Consider the following 21,037-nt stretch of genomic DNA (forward strand, 5'->3'; position numbering starts at 1 on the left):
AAGTTATACAACAAAAAAAAATGTATAGGGTCTGGATTATGGAATCAACAATCAAAGTCGGTATCAGTGCTTGTGTTTTGGGCGAGCGTGTTCGTTTCGATTCAGGGCATAAAATCAGTAATTTTGTCACCAAAGAACTCATGGACTATTTCGATTTCGTCTCGGTCTGCCCCGAAGTCGGCGTTGGCATGCCCGTTCCGCGGCCAACAATTCGTTTAGTGACCAACGAAGAGCGACTGTCTTTAGTTGAGACCAAAGATCCAAGCAAGGATCACACAGATGATATGATTGCCTATTCTGAAAGCAAAACCTCGGAACTTCAGAATGAACAGTTATGCGGATACATTGTTTGCGCCAAATCACCGACTTGTGGAATGGAGCGAGTGAAGGTGTACAGTAAAAATAGTGCAGCAAAAGAAGGCGTAGGGCTTTATACAAAAGTATTAATGGAGAAAATGCCATGGCTTCCTATCGAAGAAGATGGTCGTTTGAATGATCCCGTGCTCAAAGAAAACTTTATTACCCGTATTTACTGCCTTAACGACTTCTATCAATCAATGGGTGGAGAGCCCTCACGCGGTAAAATCATTGATTTTCACTCACGCTATAAATTAACCTTAATGGCACACCACCCTGAATCCTATCGGGCTTTAGGTCGCTTGGTCGCTAACGTTGCAGCGTACGATCTAGATACATTTTACCATCAATATCGACTCGGACTGATGTCTGCACTTAAAAACCGTGCTAGCAGAAAGAACAACACGAATGTTTTAATGCATTTACAAGGTTATTTTAAACGTTCTCTTACCGCTGAAGAGAAAGCGGAGTTGGCGAATGTGATCAGCGAGTATCGTACTGGTCTTTTACCACTGCTCGCGCCTCTCACGCTGATTAAGCACTATTTGAATGCCTATCCAGACGCATATCTGCAAAAACAGAAATATTTAGAACCTTACCCACAGGAGATGAGACTTCGTTATGGTTTGTAGCCAAGAAAAAAAGTTGTATGCAATTCGAGATGTATCAGAAATGACGGGAGTCAAGCCCGTCACTCTGAGAGCTTGGCAAAGGCGTTATAATTTAGTTCAACCGCAAAGAACAGAAAAGGGTCATCGTCTCTATCGTCAGGAAGACATTGACACTATTAGCGAAATCCAAAGTTGGCTTTTGAAAGGGGTTGCCATTGGTAAAGTAAAGGAATTGCTTGGAAGCGTCCCACGTTCTGACGAAACTTTCGATTCATATCAACTAGAAGAAACTGGGAAGATATTGGACGCGTTGTCTGAATTGAACCGAGGTAAAGTTGAATCGACACTCGCACAAGTGATGAAAGAATATCCACTAGGTATTGTGATTGATAAGTTGATTAATCCAACGTTTGAGGCGCTGGAGCGAGTTAAGTCATCATTACGTTCATTACAAATCGGTTTACTTCAATCTTGTTTGATGACCCGGTTATTATTGATCATTGATGCGGAGAACAAAGCGGCATCTCTAGGGAAATGCCTGTTAGTCAGCTTTGAAAAGACACGTCCCATAGAGAGTTGGTTGCAAGCTGCGATCTTGTGTGAGCAAGGTTATCATGTGACCTTAATTGAGCACGTCGATGATGTTTCAGGCCTTGTGGGACAGCGGGCTCTAGAGCAATACAGAAACATTTTCTTTTTCTCTAATCAAGCACTTCCGCAAAAGCAAGTGGAATCGATAAAGACATTGCGAAGCCAATATCCACAGCAGGTCAATGTGTCTCAAGTAATTGAAAAGGTGAATTATTTGTAGTGATCGGTTTTTTGGGCATGTTTTGTCACACATAGCCTAAAACTTATTTATCCTCATACTGTTTATCCTCTAATTAAAAAGGATTTAAAAAAATGATAGTGGTTTGGTTTCGACGCGATCTGAGAACACTGGATCACATGGCTTTAAAGGCTGCTTTGGAGACTGGCTCACCTGTGGTTGCGTGTTTTGTTGCAACACCAGAACAGTGGCAGTCTCATCACATGGCACCGATACAAGCGGATCTTATTGCTCGTCGGTTAGAATATCTAGAACAGGAACTTGCTCAACTGAATATTCCTTTACTTTATCGAGAAGTGGCCGATTTTAAGGCGGTTCCAGATCTCATGCTTCGATGGACGAACATGTTAGAAGCGACAAGTGTGGTGGCCGTTAAGCATTATGAAGTCAACGAACAAGCGTTGGATGAGGATGTAGCAAAGGCTCTATCATCACGTGGGACTCGTTTAGATTTGGTAGAAGACAAGTGCATTCAGCCGCCCAAATACGTACTTAACAAACAAGGTGACTACTTTAAAGTATTTACACCTTTCAAACGTGCTTGGCTAAAGTCCCTAGTTCTATCACCAATTTATCAGCCTGCTGCTCAAACACCACTCGATGATGATGTTCTATCTATCCTCAAGGAGGAACAATATCATTCAGGTGTTGCTTTTACTTACCCGCGTGAGTCAAGTGATGCTTGGAAGGTGTCCACTACTGAGATTATCGAACAGCTAAGATCCTTTGTTTGGCAAAGAAGTGAGGCCTATCAAACCCAACGAGACTTTCCTGCTATCGAAGGGACAAGTCAACTTTCTCCTTATTTAGCCATTGGTGCTTTATCTGCGAGGCAATGTCTTGCAAGACTGTGTAATGAAATGCCGCCAGAGGAGTTAACTGATGGTAAAGCAACTTGGCTCAGTGAACTCATTTGGCGTGAATTCTATCAGCATTTACTGGTGTTTGAGCCAAAGCTGGTTAAGGGGGAGGGGTTTATTCCTTGGGAAAGCCGCATTCAATGGTCTTATGACCAAGAAGCGTTTGAACGTTGGAAAAATGGAACGACGGGGTACCCGATTGTCGATGCGGCAATGCGCCAACTTAATCAAACAGGTTGGATGCATAATCGTTTACGTATGATTGTTGCTAGCTTTCTGACTAAAGACTTGCACATTGACTGGCGTTGGGGTGAGCAGTATTTCATGACCAAGCTGGTGGATGGCGACTTTGCGGCAAACAATGGGGGTTGGCAATGGTCCGCTTCGACGGGGTGTGATGGTCAGCCTTACTTTCGAATATTCAACCCGATCAGTCAAGGTGAGAAGTTTGACCCAGAAGGCCACTTTGTCCGTAAGTGGGTGCCTGAAATACAAAGCGTACCAAATAAATTCATCCATAATCCTTGGCTTTGGAGTGGCTTTATGACGCTGGATTATTTTAAGCCAATGGTTGATCACAAGGCAGAAAGAGAGATAACCTTACAGTTGTTTAAAAATGCCAAGGAATAGAGAGAGATGCCCAGTCAGCTGCGTCTGAACAAATACGTGAAACGAACGCTTTTATCCCTATCATTATCTTTAGTAAGCAGTCTATCTTTTTCTAAGATGTATGAATTACCTGAAGACGGTGCGAGAATGATAGGTCGTATGGAAAATCATGTGGTGAAACATGGTGAGACCATGGCGAATATCGCCAAGCAATACGATGTTGGTATGCTGGCGTTAATGGCAGCAAATAAAGGTGTTGACCCTTTTCTACCTACCGAAGGGCATGTATTAACCGTCCCTACGCAGTTGATTTTACCGGATGTGGAGCACAAAGGTATTGTCATTAATCTGGCTGAGCTAAGGCTGTATTACTTCCCCCCAAAGTCAAATATCGTGCATGTTTTTCCCGTCGGTATTGGCCGCATTGGCCGAGACACGCCTGAAATGACCACCAGTATTAGTCAGAAGAGGCCGAACCCAACTTGGACGCCACCTTCCTCGATCAGGGCAGAATACAAGGCGAAAGGCATTGAATTACCTGCCGTCGTTCCATCAGGCCCAGAAAACCCTTTAGGTATGTTTGCGCTAAGGCTTGCCTTTGGTAACGGGGAATATCTGATCCACGGGACAAATAAAGACTTTGGCATCGGAATGCGAGTCAGTTCAGGTTGTATTCGAATGAATCCTGAAGACATAGAATGGCTCTTTGCGAAAGTACGTCGTGGAGAAAAGGTCCAAATCATCAACAAACCGGTAAAAGTCACATTGGAGCCCGATCGAAGTGTGTTTGTTGAAGCACATGAGCCATTGACTCGAAGTAATGGAGAAAAAGACCATCTTAAAGTACCTATGGAGCTTGATTGGTGGCTACAAGAATTTGGTATGACAAATGTAAAAGTTAAGGCTGTATTAGCGGCTCAAAATGGTGTTCCTGTGGAGATTACTTCGCTTTAACTTGGTTTACGTTGTGATGAGGCGAAATTTACAATTTAGATAAAAATGAGGTGCCCAGACGAGCACCTCACAAACATCTTCAGTTTTTGCAGCTAGTCGACAATTTAGGGTGTCGTCAGTCGTTCGATATCTTGCTGCGATACAATCAAGATGTTCTTTAAGGCTCAAAATTGCCACATTTCTATTCGACTCAGTGACCTCGCTCTGAATCAAACATCCTGAAGTCACTTGGGTATATTTATTTAGCTTCAAATTTGAAATCGGATAATAGCTGACCTTTGTCAAAGGGTACGAATTTAGAACCGTCATTGTATGCACCTGCAACATATTTGTTATTTTAGTGATAGTTGGCCAGTATAATGGGTTGGTTCCCTCTAACCTAGTATGGTAAAGGTATGACCGTAATACCTTACTCTATTGGCCGTTACTCCCTTGGTGTTAAAGGCATATCTAGCTTCTGTGACAGCAAATCCAACATCCATATTCCTTCAAAACCTTGAATCGTTGCCCAAGCCTGCTTTCGCACTTTGAAGCCAGCGTTGACATGAACGACATCCACTCTACGCTCGAGTTTTATCTCTTCAATATCGCGATGACCAAGTCTGTAAGAAAGGTAATAACGAATAGCTTTAAGAATGATTTCTGAAGGGAAATGGCAGCCTACAAATATGAGGGTGGGTCTTTAGTATTTATTTTATCGCTAATTACACATATAAGATGTCACTTAGAGTGTGATTATATATTTTTATTTTTAGTAAATCACTGATTTTTATTTACTTTATTTGTGATTTCTTTTTTTTACTTTCCTAAAGGCTTCAGGATTTTTATCTTAATTATCTCTGGATTTGCCTCCTCTGCGGTATCTCCATGAAGAAAATTATGGGTAGTTAATAAAAGGTTTAATGATGAAAAAACGTGTAATGGTTGACGTGGGTGACGTATTTCCTTTCGATTATTTTTTGGGTTTATAGTATGAAAAACAAACGAAACTTTAATATTAGCCTTGTGACCTTATTTATAGGGGTAGCTTTTCAAGCGAATGCAGTGACGCTTTCAGATGTTCGACCATTTGTAGATGTTGATGCAGGCATACAGTTAGATTACACCTCACCAGTATTAGGTGTGGCTACGGGGTTACAACTTACGCCTTCATGGTCTGCTGATGTTGGCTACCAATCTCTAGGTAAGGGTGAGGGCGGTAAAAGTGATTCTATCTCGGCAACCGCTAGTCTAATTACATTAGGCGTACGCTATGACTTGGAGCTTAATAACCGCTTTTCAATTTACAGTCGCTTAGGTGCGGCTTATTTTGATGTCGAGAAAAAAGAGCTCAATAACCCTGCAAAAGACGCTTCAGGCCCAGCACCGATGGGTGAGGTCGGAGTTAAATACCAATTTAACGACAACTTAAGCTTTGATGCGGGCTATCAATTGGTTCTTGGCATTGGCGATGACGTCACGAAAGAATACGACAGTAATGCTCTAATGCTTGGCGTTCGTTACCAGTTCAATCCTTTTGCTAAAGAGGTTCTACCGCAGCTACCACCTGTTTTCATTGAGCCAAAGGAGGTGAAAACCACTGTGGAAGAAGTTATCACTACCCCTGTGGTTATGAACAAAACTGTGACAGTTAAAAAAAGTGTCGATGGGGTTTTATTTGCCACTAACTCAAGTGTCCTTGAAGACATTCGTCCTTTAATGCCAACGCTTTTATTACTGCAAGAGGATGCTGATGCAACGCTGTTGATTGCTGGCCACACAGATAGCACTGGTAGTGCCAAATTCAACCAACGGATGAGTGAGCGGCGAGCTGCATCCATTGCTCAGTATTTTGAAAACAATGGCATTGCTCAATCACGAATTAAATCGGTTGGGTATGGTGAGAGTCGTCCTATTGCTTCAAACGCAACAGCTGAAGGTAAGAAAAAAAATCGTCGTGTCGAACTAGAAATAACAATGAAAGAGTCGAAATCGACCGTGGTAAATCAAGAGACAATTAAGAAAACCACTGTCACAAGTAATAAAAAATAGTGCATTTTGCTTAGGTGATAATAAACATGAAAAAAATATGGTGTTCCGTCTTCACTATCTTAGGGGCGTTTGCCTTATCTGGATGTAACGAAGATGAATTTTTTAACCAATCTGAGGCGACAACAAGTCCGAGTGTCGCGCCTTTAAAATCGATTCAAATATCGGTAGTCGCTAATAAAGTTCATGGTCGTTCTAGTCCTACGGTTATCGTTGGTCAAAAAACGCAATATGGTGCCACGGGCACGTACGAGGACAACTCGCAAAAAGACATTACCAAGAATGTAAAATGGTTAAGTTCTGACAATGATAAAGCCAAATTTGATGCGAATGGATTATTAGAGGGTTTGGCTGCGGGTGAAACAACGGTTTCGGCATCGTTATTTGATATTAAAAGTAATATACAAGTCGTTGAAGTGACGTCTGCTAAGCTTGAGACAATCGCTGTTACGCCAGATAAAACGTCAACCCCATTAGGTTATACGGTGCAGATGAAGGCCACGGGTACATTTACGGATGGAACTACGCAAGACTTAACAAGCGTCTCTTGGAGCTCAATGACACCTGGCACGGCGACAGTGACTCCTAACGGTTTGGTAACACCCGTTGCGGTTGGTAAGGCGGTCATCATGGCGACGAAGGACGGTATTGAGGCTACAACCACTTCATTTGAAGTGACGGATGCTAAGCTTGAGTCAATCGTTGTTACGCCAGATAAAACGTCAACCCCATTAGGTCAAACGGTGCAGATGAAGGCATCGGGTACATTTACTGATGGAAAAACGAGAGACTTAACGGGCGTCTCTTGGATGTCAACGAATACTGATACGGCGACAGTGACTCCTGACGGTTTGGTAACCCCCGTTGCGGTTGGTAAGGCGGTCATCATGGCGACGAAGGACGGTATTGAGGCTACAACGACTTCATTTGAAGTGACGGATGCTAAGCTTGAGACAATCCATGTTACGCCAAATAGAAAGTCAACGCCATTTGGTCAAACGGTGAAAATGAGCGCACTGGGTTCTTTTAGTGATGGAAGCACGAGACCCTTAAAAGGCGTCTCTTGGATTTCAACGGATCTTGACACGGCGACGGTGTCTTATGACGGTTTGGTAGAACCCGTTGCGGTTGGTTGGACAGACATCATTGCGATGAAGGATGGCGTTAAAGCAATGACGACTTTGTTTGAAGTGACGGATGCTAAGCTTAATGCAATCGATGTTACGGCAAATACGGATAAAACGCCATTAGGTCAAAATGTGCAGATGATAGCTGAAGGTACATTTACTGATGATAAAAAACGAAATTTAACGGACGTCACTTGGATTTCAACGAATCTTGATACGGCGACAGTGACTACTAACGGTTTGGTAAAACCCGTTGCGGCTGGTAAGACAGACATCATAGCAATAAAGGATGGTGTTGAGGCAACAATGACTGAGTTTGAAGTAACGGATGCTGAGCTTGTAACAATCGTTGTCACGTCAGATAGCGTTGATATGTCAACGCCATTAGGTCAAAATTTTGAGATGAAGGCATTAGGGACATTTACTGATGACAGTACACATGAATTATCAGACGTCTCTTGGAGTGCATCGGAAGGTGGCGTGGTGTCAGTGAAAAATATGGGTTTGGTAATACCCGCTAAGGTTGGTACGACGGAGATCACTGCGACGAAGGATGATGTTAAAGCCACGGTTTCATTTGAAGTGACGGATGCTGAGCTTGATACAATCGAAATTACGACAAACAACAATATTATGTCAACGCCATTAGGACATAATTTGCCGATGACGGCTACAGGTATATTTACTGATGGAAAGAAGATAGACTTAAATGACGTCTCTTGGAGGTCAATGAGTCCTGAAACGGCGATAGTAGATGCTGACGGTCTGGTAATACCAAAACAGGTTGGTAGCACGGTTATCAAGGCAACGAAGGATGGTGTAGAAGCAAAAACGAAGTTACTGATGGTGACGGATGCTGTGCTTGAGGAAATCCGTATTACGTCAGCAAACGAGTTAACGCTATTAGCAGGTCAAAAAGTGCAGTTGAAGGCCGTGGGTAAATTTACGGATAACACCACGCAAGACTTAACAGACGTTACTTGGACGTCAAATTCAACTGTCACGGCGACAGTTAATGACAACGGTTTGGTAACCGCAGTAGAGACTGGTAAAGTGTCTATCAGTGTAACATTCGATGGTTTTGAAGCTGATGCCGAGTTAGATGTGCAAGAGGGAAAACTGACGGATGGTCGTATCGATATTTTCAACAGTGGCGATGGAACGTTATTCACCAGTCCACCATCGATAGCTTTCCTTAACCAGTATGGCTTACATTATCATGACATATCCCCCGATGGTTACGGCCTATTTGTAAAGGCTGGGAATCCTGTACCAATTTGTAGGAAATTCAACAATATTAAACTCGGTGGGCGTGTCAACTGGCGTATACCAGAATTGAATGAGCTAAAAACACTCTATAAATCTCACGGCAATATGTATAGCTATCGTAAATGGCCTGTTGATAAGAACTTCTTAACCTTGATTAGTAGTGGTTTAAATCCTTATATATTAATCGATCTGTCCTCTTCATATACTCAGGCTTATGATTTTCATATAAATCAACCTGAATACACTGGATTTTTTGTCTCGTGTGTCTCAAGTCCTAGTTCTTAGTGTTAACGTTTCGAGTATAAAGTTCTAATTTTTAAACTTAAAAGCGCCATAGCGAATGACTTGGCGCTTTTAGCTTTGTTTCCGCACTCAATTCCCCCCCTGTCTTTTGGAGTCATTATTCGGCTCGATAGCTCTCGGGCACTCCAAGCGGCGTAAATCGATTTAATAATGATACCGATAACGTCATTTCTTGCTGTTGATTGTTAAAATCTAGTGGATTATGACGTTTTGCAATACCTCCTATGTAACAAGTTTGGTTACGGTATTTCAAATGGATATGATTGCTAGTACGTAAGATCAGTGAGATGACTGTTATAGCTAAGCATCTGAAGTCACTTGGGTATAGTTGCCATATATCGTTAGTTCCATTAGCAGTCTAATATGGCGACAGTTGTAGTCACTTGATACCCGTGTTACAGGTAGAATCACGCAAATAAGGATATGTGTCGTAAAACTGACATCTATCCGAAACATTGAATAAGCCAAAGCCTTATATAATTCAGTTGTTGGAGCTAATTATACACCGAATGGTTTTAGTTAAAGTGCATAGATATCAGCGCCTTATAATTCTAAAGCTTTGGCTCTTAGTAGACAGCGCATGTCTGCAGTCGACACAAAGTGTGAACAATAAACATGCCTAAAAAGAGTCGCATTAAATTGATAAGTTAGTGCTAATATTATGACCAAAGAACGGTTGAAAGTGGCAAGGACGCATGACGACAAACCTAAGTAATGACAAGGGGCTATACTATTCTACGACACGTCGTTATTTGCTCGCTGTCCTCATTATTGCGCTCCTTTCTACTGCGGCTTATTTCACTCTTCAATCTGCGTTATCAGATTCTGATACAACCGCTTATATGGTCAACTTGTCTGGTAGGCAGCGTATGCTGAGCCAGCATATTGCTTTAGATTCGTATCGTTTGCATCAGACCTATCAAACAGGGCAGACTCCCACTGACCAAAATTTGTCCCAGATGGACAATAATATTTTCGACATGAGGCAGGCAAATCGGCAACTGTCTTCTGGTGTGCTCTCTAAAAATAAAACAGTAGATTTATCCAGTGCAATCAGAGAGATATATTTTGGTGAAATGAACCTCTATGCGCGGGTAAATCGTTACTTGGATGTTGCTCAAAAGCTCAAAACGAGTTCAGTAAATAAAGATAGGCTGTTCTACCTGAGCTTGATTGATAGTCAGTCTGAACAAATCCTAAAAGATCTTAATAAAGCCGTTCAGCAGTACCAACTTGAAGGTGAAGAAAGCTTGTCGAGGATTGAAGATCTTGAGTTGTTCGTTTGGCTAGCCACTCTTACAGCATTACTTTTGGAAGTGCTTTTCATTTTTAGGCCAATGATAAAATTAATTGTCACATCCCAAAGAGAACAAGAGCGAACCCTTGAGTGTCTTGAGGAAATGGTTGAGTTACGTACTTTGAAGCTTGAGATAGCAAACAAGAAACTTAAAGAAGTCGCCACTTATGATCCTCTGACCAAACTTAAGAACAGATTGACTCTGGAAAATGATGTTGAAGTCCTGATTACATTAAGCAAAAAAAATCATGTGCCCTTTGCACTAGCTATAATCGACATTGATTTCTTCAAAGAAGTCAATGATGGCTTTGGCCACTTAGCAGGTGATTATGTGCTGAAAGAACTTGCCGTGCTTATGTTAGGAATCACGCGAGCGTATGATCACCTTTATCGAGTAGGAGGAGAAGAATTTGTATTGGTGTTAAACCGAGTCAAGCTAGATGAAATGATCGCCATACTTGAAAAGCTGCGCTCTAAGGTAGAAGCGCATAAATTTGATTATGAAGGGGAAAATATCAATATTACGATCAGTGTAGGGGCCTGTCATATTAGTCAGCTTAATTTGGCACGTGTTCAAGACATTCTTCGAGTGTCTGATCAGGCGCTCTATTCAGCTAAGAATTCTGGGCGAAATCGCGTTCGACTAGCCCCATATGAAAGAGCGAAACCAGCTCTTCAAACCATCTAAGTAAAAGGATGACCAGCAGGTAATCTTCGCGCATACAACCGTAATCACATCGCATCAAAGTATTTATTATTGATTCTTAACACATGGCATTATTGTTTATGTGTTAGTCTAAGTTCTTAAGGTGATATACACAGCTTCGCTCACCCATTTAAAATGGCATTATATTTTAGGAAGACGTTTATGATTAGGGAAATAACAAAGGCCGATTTTGAGTCGTTTTGGCCAACATTTTCAGCGATAGTTCAGGCTCAAGAAACCTATGCCTTTGACCCAGATATGACACGAGAACAAGCATTCGAAATATGGTGTGAATCTCCACTGAAAGCCTTTGTTTTTGTAAAAAATGACCTTGTTCTGGGTTCTTACTACATTAAGCCAAATGCGATGGGACCCAGCCGTCATATCTGTAATTGTGGATATATGGTTTCAAGCAAAGCCAGAGGCAAGGGTATTGCACGTCTTATGTGTGAACATTCTCAGGAAATGGCTCTAGAGTTGGGCTTTGATGCCATGCAATTTAACAGCGTGGTTTCTACCAATGAAGTCGCGGTGAAGCTGTGGAAGAAGCTTGGTTTTCGTATTATAGGTACCATCCCTAAGGCATATAAACATGCTCATTTAGGGTTAGTGGATAGCTACGTCATGTACAAATGGCTACGAACATAATAAACGTTGAAGGATGCAAGGAGACAGTGTGGAATCTGGTAAAGTGAGGTTTGCTCTAGCGCAATACAAGGCAGTGAGAGGAAATATCAAAGAAAATTTAAATCGCCATAAAAAGTTTTGCTTTGAAGCCGCACGATTAGGGGCTGACATTATTACTTTTCCAGAGTTATCTTTGACAGGGTATGAGCTGCCATTGTTGGAAGATTTAGCGATAGAGAAGTCTTCTACTCATGTTCATGAATTGTCTCAACTTGCTGTTTCAAATAGCATGACCGTTATCGCTGGGTGTCCCTTAAAAAGTGAGCAATCAAAGCCATATATTGGCGCTATGATTTGTCATCCTAGTGGAGACGTAGATTTCTATTCCAAGCAGTATCTACACCAAGGAGAGAGTGAGTACTGCCTAGCAGGTTCTAAAAACTATTTCTTCAATGTTAATCAGGTCAAAATTGCACTGGCTGTGTGTGCAGATTTTACGGAACCTCGTCATCAATCTGACGCACTTACTGAGCGGGCTGCGGTTTATTTGATAAGTGCGCTTATTTCAAGGGATGGTTTTTCCTAAGATAGTGCGTTGCTTTCCCATATCGCGACCAAGATTAAAGCGCCTGTTTTACTCTCAAATTTTATTGGTAAAGCTGGTGGTTGGGATGCGGCTGGTAAATGCAGTGTGTGGGATAAAAAAGGTCACACTGCAGTTCAAGGAAGTCACACTGAAGAAGGCCTTGTTTTTTGTACCTTCGAAAATGAGGTTATTTATGATGTTCGCTTCCAGCCTGTTGATTAAATACACATATACCCAAGTAACCTCAAGATGCTGCGTTCAGTGAAGCGTCTTATTCCATCATAGGGGAACACTTCAAGCCCATCATTGGTAAACCGTCTTCCTCGTAGGGCAGAGTCGCGGCTTCAAATCCGTATTGACCATAGTATTGAACAAGATGGGCCTGAGAGGAGATGAATATCGATTTCCCGGGCCATGTTTCTTTCGCTGTTTTCACACTGAATGCCATTAGCTGGTGACCCAATCCTTGGCCACGGCATGCGGGACTGGTAACAACACGGCCGATGGCGATATCGTTGGCGTCAGCAGGGATTTGGTCATGGACTTCATGAGGGTAACCAAGCCCAGGCGGTAAAATTCGGCTGTAGGCAACCAGCTTGTCACCATGGTAGCCAAGTATATGTAGAGTATTGGGATCGGTGTCTTTGTCATCCAAATCATTATAAGGGCAATTTTGTTCTTTGATGAAGACGTCAACACGCAATTTGAGTAAATCGTACAATTGAAAAACAGTGAGTGTAGAAAAATTAGAGACTTTCCAGTACAACATTTTGATGCTCCTTATTGAATTACCGTAATGTAAAGCTTCGGTAATTTAGTGTCATTAACAATGGTTAAGAATCGCATAAAACCAATTTCACGGAGAAGGAAGCAAAAAGTCTCAGTATGAACAAATATACAACAAGTAATGATTAATAGTTGCGCAGTCAACAGCATGAGAATCCATGTAATAAAAAATAAATAGCTGGGCTAATTTGTGATCCTGATCTCATATTATTGCTATTTTACAAATTAAATTTTTGAACAAAAACGCTAGTAATAAAGTGAATATGGATATTGAAATAGTCAGTAAGACTGTTTTGATATTTTTATTCACGGGCTATTTTGGTTAATTCGCCTGACACTGGAAAATCTGTTGAATAACAAGATGGTGGTATCATACTTTGTTATTTACTAGTTAAACAGGATAGGCATGGAAATGTCAAATAAAGACGATTTACCATTGGAGCTTAATTCTCGTATCGGATGGATAAGTGAAATTCATCCAGATTTAGTAAGAATTAAAATCGACTTTGAAGCCAATCCATTCGGACAACCCATATGGGGAACCCTAGGGCGCGCGTTTACGAAATCTGATATCGAGTTGGCAATTGATAACAAATTAGATTGCAGAGTGGAGTTTTTTACTGGTGATTTAAATTTACCTGTTATTTTGGATATCTACACCTCTCTTCTAAAACAAGAGCAAATTGTTTTTCGTGCCGAGCGGATGCTTATCGAGGGTGATGAAGAACTGGTATTACGTTCAGGAGACGCTCAAATCACGATGACAGCTAGAAATAGCACCATAAACACAGAAGCAAAATATATCCACAGCACGGCCGAAAGAGTTCAAAAGATTCAAGCCGAGAAAATCAGTTTAAATTAATTAAGAAGAGAGAATAGGCATGGCCGTAACGATTGCAGCAAACGGATTAAGTATTGTACACAAAGATTCTGGGGGGGAGGCGAACGCGTCGTCCCCGGATGTGTGCTTGACCAAAGTTGGTAAGCCTGTTGTGCCTATTCCCTATGGTAATAACGCCAAGTCATCGGATTTAGCGGGGGGAACAACGACGGTTACTGCTGATGGCGGTAACAGTATCGCGTTAAAAGATAGTACCTTTTCAAAAAGTACGGGTGATGCTGGAGGGGATAAAAAAGGGGTTTCTTCAGGTACCATTGAAGCAGAAGCAAAATTTATTTCAGCCTCCTCCACTGTTTTGATTGAAGGTAAAGGCGTTGCACGTCAGACAGACCAAATGACGATGAACAAGGCCAATACCATGTGTTCTGGTGTGCAAAATCCACCAGTGAGTGTCGTAGAAGATTCAGAAGAAACACACGATCTAGAGGTTTGCATTCGTTACCCCAACGGCAAGCGCTTAACGAATGCCCCTTTTGAGTTGATTAACGAAGAGGGTGCTGTTGTTGGCTCTGGTACTCTTGACGGTCAAGGCAAAGCCATTGTGACAGGGCTTAAGCCGGACAAAGTGAAGTTGGTCGCAGAAGAAAGTCAAGATGACTTCGAACTCAAAACCATTCGTCGAGATAATCCTCATTATCAAGAATCAGTATCAGATGAAGATTTTTTTGAATTAGCAACAAAAGGTCAACGAGGATTCTGGCAACCGACCCGAGTCGAATCTTTCGGTACGGCATGGGGGTGTATTGGGCCAAATTTGAATGAGGATAAGTTTTTCCACGACATCCTTGAAACCGAGATAAAAATGCATTTCTCGCATTTTGATGCCTCCAGTAAATATGATTTTGACAAAGTATGTGCTTCTTCGTTGTGTCACCTTCGCCAACCGCTCCCTCATACCACTGAGTCTTTGTTAGCTAAAACCATGCCTCATGCTCTTGAAGAGGGCGACATACTTTCTACTATTTTGTGCTTAGACCCTCGAGAAACATCGGATAGCATGTTGGGTTACATTCGTGGACTCGGAGAGGGTAATCCGCAAAGCTTTCTTGAAAAATATAACTGGGAAGCGGCCAAAAAAACGATGCAAAAGGAACTTGAATCCTTAGACAAAAAAGTTCGAGGCCGCTTAACCTATCTTCATGATGAAGCACATAAGGAATATGAATCTTTAGAAGAAGTCTTGTCCGAGCACCTCAATAAACTCGACGCCTATTCAAAAGCGAAAACAGAACAGATTTCCAACGCTTTTGCAAAGTTGGAAGCCAAGGCTAAAAAAATTCTTGAAAATATTGAGAACGTCAAAGTAACTCAAGAAGAGAGGCCTGTTTCTACGGAAAGCAAAACCGTAACTTCAACGGTTAACGCGCCAAACACCATAAAAACGGTGGAGCCGTACCTTGAAGAAATTCCTGGTGTGATTAAAAATGCCATTCCTATTTATCCTGTTCGTTATGGGTATGCGAATGTCTTTGATGAGATAATAGAGGCCCAAAACCCGCTAACCTTGCCTGAAATGAAGGAGAAGCAAAATATTCAGGAGACTGGAGGCTATTTATTCAGGTTATTAAGAGAAGGCTGGATATACATTAAAGAAGAGCGAGAAGGGAAAGTAAAGCCGTTCCATATCTTTAAATATTCGCAAATAGCACTACCAAATGGTGTCCTTGAAAAGTTCGAAAAATATGAGTTCACAAACAAGATAAATGCGAGCGGAGGACTGACTCTAGACACCTCTTCAGGCAAAACATTCTATCCATGTCCATTTGTGAGCACCAAGGCTAAGAAAGTGTCTATCGCCTATTCTGCACATGAGTGGACTGTCGAGCTGATTGATAGCATCAATGATGATAAGAATAAAGAGCTGCGTGAAAAAACCATGCAGCAGATTGATGTCACCGAGTCTGAAACCGATTACAGCATAGAAGCGACACCAGAAAATCTAACCAAGCTGGTCGAGGACTATCGAGCAAACGATCAAAAATGGCTTGGATTAAAAGACAGTCAGGCTGAAGAATATGGGTTTGATTATCTTACTGCTGATCTCAGTTATCACCTTTCTCCTGAAGGGATCATTGAGAACATGTACAAAGGTAATAGTGAAAATAAAGGCGGCATCTTAGTTGCACTATTTGATCCAATTGGACGACAAGCGGACCTCGCATTTGCACTTACTCAGTTAACGGTCTGGGAAGAGCAAGATAAAGTACAAAAACGATACCCGAGAGGAATTGCACAAATTCTTAATCAGGCATTTCTAAGTGAAAAAGCGCCGGAGGAGATAAAAGAAGCCGCTCTAGATAACTTGCATATAGAGGAGCTGAAAAAATTTAACGAAGAAACCGATAATATTAAAGCGTATTTCAAAGAACGGCGTATTGCCATACTTGACGTGTATCGTGCTTTTGCTTACAAACAAGGGGATGACCAGCGTTTTGTCAATTCTATCGGTTCGTTAGATACTTATTTTAAGACATTTTTCGATATTAAGTCAGATAAACCAAAGGATCCGGTAAAAGAGGTAGAAGAAGTCGCCAGTGTGGTTGCTGCAATTTTTGAAGGAGTGGGATCTTCAGTAGAAGGGCAAGATTTATTAGCAGATATGATGAATCAAGCTTATGAAACTGACGATGATCTAATCAAAGATTCAGAAAACAGTTATGGATTACCATTAGATTATGTTCAGAGAATACTTACTCAGTGTCAGAATGGTGTTGCAACAGACTGGGGAGAGGCAACAAAAAGATTACTGGAAATATTTAAAAATCTCTATAATCATGCAGCGGCAGTAAATATTTATGGCCTAGGAGTATCCGAGACATTTCATACTAAACTGACTGGCTCATCGATAAAAAAAATTGTTAATTCATTATTACCGACATTCTCCAAACATGTTTTTGGTTTTAGCCTAACAGGGAAAACCGTCAGTGTCCAAATGTCAGAACTGTCATTATTACTTGGGGAGTTCATCAATCCTGGAGGTAAATATCCTCGATATAATTGGGAAGACCCTAACCTTAATTGGGTAAAAAAGCTCATGTCATATAAAAATAAAATGGATCAGGCAAAAAATAAAAATGGTCCAAGTTTAGAGGTTCCTGAAGTAGAACATCATGGCGCCGATGGTAAGAGCACATCAAGTGCTGGGGGGAACGCGGCATCATTCTTAGTATCAGCGGTCGGAGCAGGTTGGTCGTGGTATATCAATGCGACAACATTACTTGGCTTTTTATCTGATGAGCGGTTTAAATCATCAGACCCACTTGCTGATCCTCATGGCGGATATTATGATTATTTACAGATAGTTTCAGCACTTACTGCAATAACGATAGACAGCGCTGCAGTAAGTGGTATGGCGCTGAAGGTTTACGAACGTTCCTTAAACAGTGCGAGGTTGGGAGCGACAGGAATACAAAAAATATTACCTGCAGCTTCAAAATCCGCTCAACTTAAAATTGCAACGTTTCTCTCTTCAAAAGTAGCCAACGGTCTTATTGCAACCGCAAACTTAGCGGTTGCTTTCACAGAATCCAGGCAAGCATACCTTGATTGGGAAAGTGGGAATATAGGAGGGGCTATAGGGCATGGTACAATTGTATTATCTTCTTTATCTTTTGCTGCCGCTGGGGTTGGTGGGATAATATCTGCATCTTCAGCCATTATCGGAGCACTGAATATTTTTGGCTTTGTCTTGCTTGTGATAGGTGGAACGTTGTTATGGTTATTTACTAAAAATAAAATAGAAAATTTACTGTTCAACTGTTTCTGGGGGAAAAGCAAAGTTTATGGGTTTTGGAGATATATTGCAGATGAGGGAAAAGTAGGTTTATCCAAGCGTTTCGAATGGTCAGGTCGAATTGTAGAAAGTTTGCCAATACAAAAAGCTTTTGAAATTGAAATGCAAGAGTTTAATAACTTATTATGTATGCCAAGTGTGGAAGTTGAGCGTTCAGGCATTTTCTTGAGTGGGCAAAAAACGGTAAGCTATCAATTTAAATTGCCTGGATTTATTACGGACGTTTCTGAAATCTGTGGTTCAGTCCAAAGATTAGCTGTAGATCACACAATTCATCCAATGCCAAATGCGGTACACATGGTGCGTAACGAGCTAGATCAAGAAGGAACCGAAGCATTTAAAAAAGCACTACAGCGAGCATTGGATGATGCCCCGCATCATAAAAATGGGGGGCTGGTTCTTAATAAGGGAGTGTTAGAGTTAAACGTAGAAGTAACTTTACATGAGAACTCGAAACTTTACTGGTATTATCAGCCCCAACCAGGTGTAATCACACCAAAGCGGATGTTAGAGTCAAATGGTCTAGCGAAAAAACCAATTATAGGCATGATAGATAAGGACTTAATCTGATGACAGAAAAAAGTAGTAAAAGAAATAAATCGGGTATTTATGGTAAAGCCATAAAATTCATTGAGCTAAGAGAATGGCTTAATAAAACGTTCATTATGGAAGCCTATGATGACCCCAAAAGCTCAATTAGCTTAGTGGACGACAAAACATTAGCAATATCTTCTCCTATGCATATTGCAAGGTTTGTCTATATTGCCCCTTTTGTATTGGCATTCTGGTGTGTATTTTTTTCTATAGGAAGTTCCATGTGGCCAAGCGAAGGACATATTGAGTTTGCTCATGACATGGCCAGAATAAACCAGGAGAGCCGGGAAAGAGGTGAGCTAGTTGAAGAACATTTCCTCTATTTCGACGCTATGCTTGGAGAAGATGGAAAGAGCTCACTATTAGATTATACAAACGCAATAATTAATTATGGCTCTGAAAGTATGAAAGAAGGGCTTTATAAAGATTTTATTATTTTAATTGTAACTTTTATTATTTCTTTAGCCGCTACCATTCTTTTCCTTCGTATTCCACGAATGGCAGACCTTTATTTTGATCGTCAACGCCAGATCGTTTACACCTGGCGCAATGGAAAAGTCGCTGCCTGCCATTTTGATAATTTAGGTTATCGAGAGACCGTCTACGGCCTGGATCTATTTTTGTATAGGGAGCATAAAAAAAAGCAATATTGGCCAACGAGAGTGACCGTTCAGCCAACAGGTCGAGTCCATTTCAATACAGAAGATGACAGTACCGTTTTTATGGCTCAAGTGTTCAATTTTATGGATAAAGGCAAAAGTGCGGTGATTACTGGTGATCGATTTGAACGTAAGCCCGCAAGATTTTATTTACGCGTTGATAAAAAACCAGAGAACTTTGAGCAACGAGTAGCAGAAATTTTAAAACGCGATCATGAGTTACCGGAGCTGTACACTAAGCACCTGATTTAATCGAACAGCGTAAAGTATGCGAGATTTAATAAGTAGAATATAGGGCGGCGTGGCCGCCCTGATTTTTATGGTAACTATAATGAACTTGCCACACAAAAGTTATTCACTGAACGCTAATGTTGTGTTTTTGATAACGTATTTTTGTCCAAATAATTTAAATAAAGCCAACACGTATAGCTGTTACGCTCTACTTGTATTTATTATCTTTATTAATAAAGATAATAAAGTGCCTAAATTAGTACCCCATAAATACCTTCAGCTTTTGCAACGAGCCCAATGACATCAAAGATAGGATGGGTTGAATACGGAAACAAAGCCGCTGACAACGATTGGAATGAAAGATGGGCAGATACTCTAATGATAGAAAGTAGAAATAAAAATAAACCTTTTAGGTCGATAAGACATTCCAAGCGCTTTATTGAATTGCGAGAATGGATAAATGACAGAGTCACACTGGATGCCTATGATAATCCTAGGAATACGATTACATTAGTTGATGATACCACATTGGCAATAAGCTCTTCTTTTCATAAGGCTCGGTTTTTTTATTTAGCCCCTTGGATATTAGGTGTTTGGCTCTTCCTTTTTTATATATGTAGTACCTCATTTTGGCCGAGTGATGGTGAGATTGAATACGCTAACTATAGACTTGAGCTTAAAAAAGAACGTATAGAAAGAGGAATAAAAATTGATAAAAATGACTTTATTTACCATGAGTCCATGTTGGGAAATGATGGTAAAAGCTCATTGTTAGAGTATATCAATGCTATTAGGAATTATGGCACTGAAGGTAGTAAAAAGTGGCTTTACATAGATATGATTCTTGCTTTAATCCTCTTGGTTTTATCTGTGGGGAGTACGATACTTTTTCTCCGTTTTCCCCGTGTGGCAGATATCTACTTCGATCGCCGTCGACAGGTCGTATACACTTGGTCTTTTGGTAAAGTTTTGGCTTGTCATTTTGAAAACTTAGGTTACCGTGAAGTATCATTAGGGCTTTATTTCGTTTTTTATGCAAAACATAAAAAGAAACAATATTGGTTTAAAGACTGTATGGTTCAGCCGACAGGTCGTATACATTTTAACTCCGAAGATGATAATACGGAACTCATGGCAATAATATTTAACTTTATGGACAAAGGAAAAAGCGCAGTGATCACAGGTGACCGATTTGAGTGTGAACCAGATAAGTACTATCGGTATTACCTTCGTGTTGATGAAAAACCAGAGAATTTTGAGCAGCAATTAGCAGAACTTTTAAAGCGTGATCATGAATTGCCAGAGCTTTATACTAAACACCTATTTTAAAGTCATTAGATTTACTTTGAATTAAAATCAGAAATAGAGCGGCGATTTGGCCGCTCTATTCCTTTTGTTCAAACATGCAGGACGTTTTCGCTTTTATTTAATGTGATTAACTCGAACAAGTTTGATAGACAATATAGTGATGTAATGACAAATAAAAGAAATAAATCGGGTATTTATGGTAAAGCCATAAAATTCATCGAGCTAAGAGACTGGCTTAATAAAACATTCACTATGGGAGCCTATGATGATCCACAGAGCTCAATCAACTTAGTTGACGACAAAACATTAGCAATATCTTCCCCTATGCATATTGCAAGATTTGTCTATATTGCCCCTTTTGTATTGGCATTCTGGGGGGTGTTTTTTTCATTAGCCAGCTCTTTTGGTCCAAGCAAAGGCCAAATTGAATACGCAAATTACAAGGTTGGAGAGCGACAAGAAACTATAGATCAGGGAGGCGTCATTCTTTCAGAAAATTTATATTTATATTATGAGGCAATGGTGGGGGATGATGGAAAAGTTCATTAAAAGAATACATAAATGCGATTATGACTTATGGCTCTGAAGGTAGAAAAAGTGGG

Annotated in this window: 16 protein-coding genes; 15 read left to right on the forward strand and 1 reads right to left on the reverse strand. The window is 40.8% G+C overall.

What is annotated here, in order from left to right:
- The first annotated feature begins 38 nt into the window (after positions 1 to 38).
- From BS333_RS15470 to BS333_RS22315, 10 genes are all read left to right on the forward strand, one after another.
- Positions 39 to 989 (forward strand): YbgA family protein, encoded by a 951-nt coding sequence (locus BS333_RS15470; protein WP_021708508.1) that lies wholly within the window; start codon positions 39 to 41, stop codon positions 987 to 989.
- The gene (locus BS333_RS15475) at positions 979 to 1,779 is read left to right on the forward strand and encodes a MerR family transcriptional regulator (protein ID WP_021708509.1); all 801 of its coding nucleotides are present in this window, start codon (positions 979 to 981) and stop codon (positions 1,777 to 1,779) included. Before BS333_RS15470 ends, BS333_RS15475 begins: the two co-directional genes overlap by 11 nt.
- 92 nt (positions 1,780 to 1,871) lie before the next feature.
- Positions 1,872 to 3,287 carry a deoxyribodipyrimidine photo-lyase gene (gene phrB / locus BS333_RS15480; protein WP_021708510.1) on the forward strand — a complete coding sequence of 472 codons (1,416 nt, stop codon included), beginning with the start codon at positions 1,872 to 1,874 and terminating at the stop codon, positions 3,285 to 3,287.
- A 6-nt stretch (positions 3,288 to 3,293) separates the two neighbouring features.
- Positions 3,294 to 4,220 (forward strand): L,D-transpeptidase family protein, encoded by a 927-nt coding sequence (locus BS333_RS15485; protein WP_021708511.1) that lies wholly within the window; start codon positions 3,294 to 3,296, stop codon positions 4,218 to 4,220.
- 972 nt (positions 4,221 to 5,192) lie between these two features.
- Positions 5,193 to 6,251 carry an OmpA family protein gene (locus BS333_RS15490; protein WP_021708512.1) on the forward strand — a complete coding sequence of 353 codons (1,059 nt, stop codon included), beginning with the start codon at positions 5,193 to 5,195 and terminating at the stop codon, positions 6,249 to 6,251.
- 26 nt (positions 6,252 to 6,277) lie between these two features.
- Positions 6,278 to 8,929 (forward strand): Ig-like domain-containing protein, encoded by a 2,652-nt coding sequence (locus tag BS333_RS15495; RefSeq protein ID WP_021708513.1) that lies wholly within the window; start codon positions 6,278 to 6,280, stop codon positions 8,927 to 8,929.
- Between the two features lie 713 nt (positions 8,930 to 9,642).
- Positions 9,643 to 10,932 carry a diguanylate cyclase gene (locus tag BS333_RS15500; protein WP_021708514.1) on the forward strand — a complete coding sequence of 430 codons (1,290 nt, stop codon included), beginning with the start codon at positions 9,643 to 9,645 and terminating at the stop codon, positions 10,930 to 10,932.
- Between the two features lie 180 nt (positions 10,933 to 11,112).
- Positions 11,113 to 11,598, forward strand: a complete 486-nt coding sequence (locus BS333_RS15505) for a GNAT family N-acetyltransferase (RefSeq protein WP_021708515.1) — start codon at positions 11,113 to 11,115, stop codon at positions 11,596 to 11,598.
- Positions 11,599 to 11,626: 28 nt separating this feature from the next.
- Positions 11,627 to 12,163: a carbon-nitrogen hydrolase family protein gene (locus tag BS333_RS15510; protein ID WP_021708516.1), complete on the forward strand. Its 537-nt coding sequence runs from the start codon at positions 11,627 to 11,629 to the stop codon at positions 12,161 to 12,163.
- Positions 12,164 to 12,172: 9 nt separating this feature from the next.
- Positions 12,173 to 12,385 carry a hypothetical protein gene (locus tag BS333_RS22315; RefSeq protein WP_021708517.1) on the forward strand — a complete coding sequence of 71 codons (213 nt, stop codon included), beginning with the start codon at positions 12,173 to 12,175 and terminating at the stop codon, positions 12,383 to 12,385.
- Positions 12,386 to 12,434: 49 nt separating this feature from the next.
- Here BS333_RS22315 and BS333_RS15515 read toward each other — a convergent pair whose 3' ends face one another.
- Positions 12,435 to 12,932, reverse strand: a complete 498-nt coding sequence (locus tag BS333_RS15515) for a GNAT family N-acetyltransferase (RefSeq protein ID WP_021708518.1) — start codon at positions 12,930 to 12,932, stop codon at positions 12,435 to 12,437.
- A 429-nt stretch (positions 12,933 to 13,361) separates the two neighbouring features.
- Here BS333_RS15515 and BS333_RS15520 point away from each other — a divergent pair, with 429 nt between their 5' ends.
- The 5 genes from BS333_RS15520 (at position 13,362) to BS333_RS15545 (ending at position 20,984) form a co-directional block, all read left to right on the forward strand.
- Positions 13,362 to 13,811 (forward strand): hypothetical protein, encoded by a 450-nt coding sequence (locus BS333_RS15520; RefSeq protein ID WP_237359116.1) that lies wholly within the window; start codon positions 13,362 to 13,364, stop codon positions 13,809 to 13,811.
- Between the two features lie 19 nt (positions 13,812 to 13,830).
- Positions 13,831 to 18,213, forward strand: a complete 4,383-nt coding sequence (locus tag BS333_RS15525) for a PAAR-like domain-containing protein (protein WP_021708520.1) — start codon at positions 13,831 to 13,833, stop codon at positions 18,211 to 18,213.
- Positions 18,213 to 19,148 (forward strand): hypothetical protein, encoded by a 936-nt coding sequence (locus tag BS333_RS15530; RefSeq protein WP_021708521.1) that lies wholly within the window; start codon positions 18,213 to 18,215, stop codon positions 19,146 to 19,148. The genes BS333_RS15525 and BS333_RS15530 overlap by 1 nt, the downstream gene beginning before the upstream one ends.
- 276 nt (positions 19,149 to 19,424) lie before the next feature.
- Positions 19,425 to 20,456, forward strand: a complete 1,032-nt coding sequence (locus BS333_RS15540) for a hypothetical protein (RefSeq protein ID WP_021708522.1) — start codon at positions 19,425 to 19,427, stop codon at positions 20,454 to 20,456.
- 144 nt (positions 20,457 to 20,600) lie between these two features.
- Positions 20,601 to 20,984, forward strand: coding sequence for a hypothetical protein (locus BS333_RS15545; protein ID WP_033003340.1), 384 nt, complete (start codon positions 20,601 to 20,603; stop codon positions 20,982 to 20,984).
- Positions 20,985 to 21,037: the final 53 nt, after the last annotated feature.

Origin of the sequence: Vibrio azureus (assembly GCF_002849855.1) — a bacterium.
GTDB classification, from domain to species: Bacteria; Pseudomonadota; Gammaproteobacteria; order Enterobacterales; family Vibrionaceae; genus Vibrio; species Vibrio azureus.

What these genes read in the sequence shown, in the direction of transcription:
- BS333_RS15505 (WP_021708515.1), top strand. Translation starts at nt 11,113, where the DNA reads ATGATTAGGGAAATAACAAAGGCCGATTTTGAGTCGTTTTGGCCAACA.
- BS333_RS15490 (WP_021708512.1), top strand. Translation starts at nt 5,193, where the DNA reads ATGAAAAACAAACGAAACTTTAATATTAGCCTTGTGACCTTATTTATA.
- BS333_RS15475 (WP_021708509.1), top strand. Translation starts at nt 979, where the DNA reads ATGGTTTGTAGCCAAGAAAAAAAGTTGTATGCAATTCGAGATGTATCA.
- BS333_RS15545 (WP_033003340.1), top strand. Translation starts at nt 20,601, where the DNA reads ATGACAAATAAAAGAAATAAATCGGGTATTTATGGTAAAGCCATAAAA.
- phrB (WP_021708510.1), top strand. Translation starts at nt 1,872, where the DNA reads ATGATAGTGGTTTGGTTTCGACGCGATCTGAGAACACTGGATCACATG.
- BS333_RS15530 (WP_021708521.1), top strand. Translation starts at nt 18,213, where the DNA reads ATGACAGAAAAAAGTAGTAAAAGAAATAAATCGGGTATTTATGGTAAA.
- BS333_RS15540 (WP_021708522.1), top strand. Translation starts at nt 19,425, where the DNA reads ATGACATCAAAGATAGGATGGGTTGAATACGGAAACAAAGCCGCTGAC.
- BS333_RS15520 (WP_237359116.1), top strand. Translation starts at nt 13,362, where the DNA reads ATGTCAAATAAAGACGATTTACCATTGGAGCTTAATTCTCGTATCGGA.
- BS333_RS15525 (WP_021708520.1), top strand. Translation starts at nt 13,831, where the DNA reads ATGGCCGTAACGATTGCAGCAAACGGATTAAGTATTGTACACAAAGAT.
- BS333_RS15485 (WP_021708511.1), top strand. Translation starts at nt 3,294, where the DNA reads ATGCCCAGTCAGCTGCGTCTGAACAAATACGTGAAACGAACGCTTTTA.
- BS333_RS15515 (WP_021708518.1), bottom strand. Translation starts at nt 12,932, where the DNA reads ATGTTGTACTGGAAAGTCTCTAATTTTTCTACACTCACTGTTTTTCAA.
- BS333_RS15470 (WP_021708508.1), top strand. Translation starts at nt 39, where the DNA reads ATGGAATCAACAATCAAAGTCGGTATCAGTGCTTGTGTTTTGGGCGAG.
- BS333_RS15495 (WP_021708513.1), top strand. Translation starts at nt 6,278, where the DNA reads ATGAAAAAAATATGGTGTTCCGTCTTCACTATCTTAGGGGCGTTTGCC.
- BS333_RS15500 (WP_021708514.1), top strand. Translation starts at nt 9,643, where the DNA reads ATGACGACAAACCTAAGTAATGACAAGGGGCTATACTATTCTACGACA.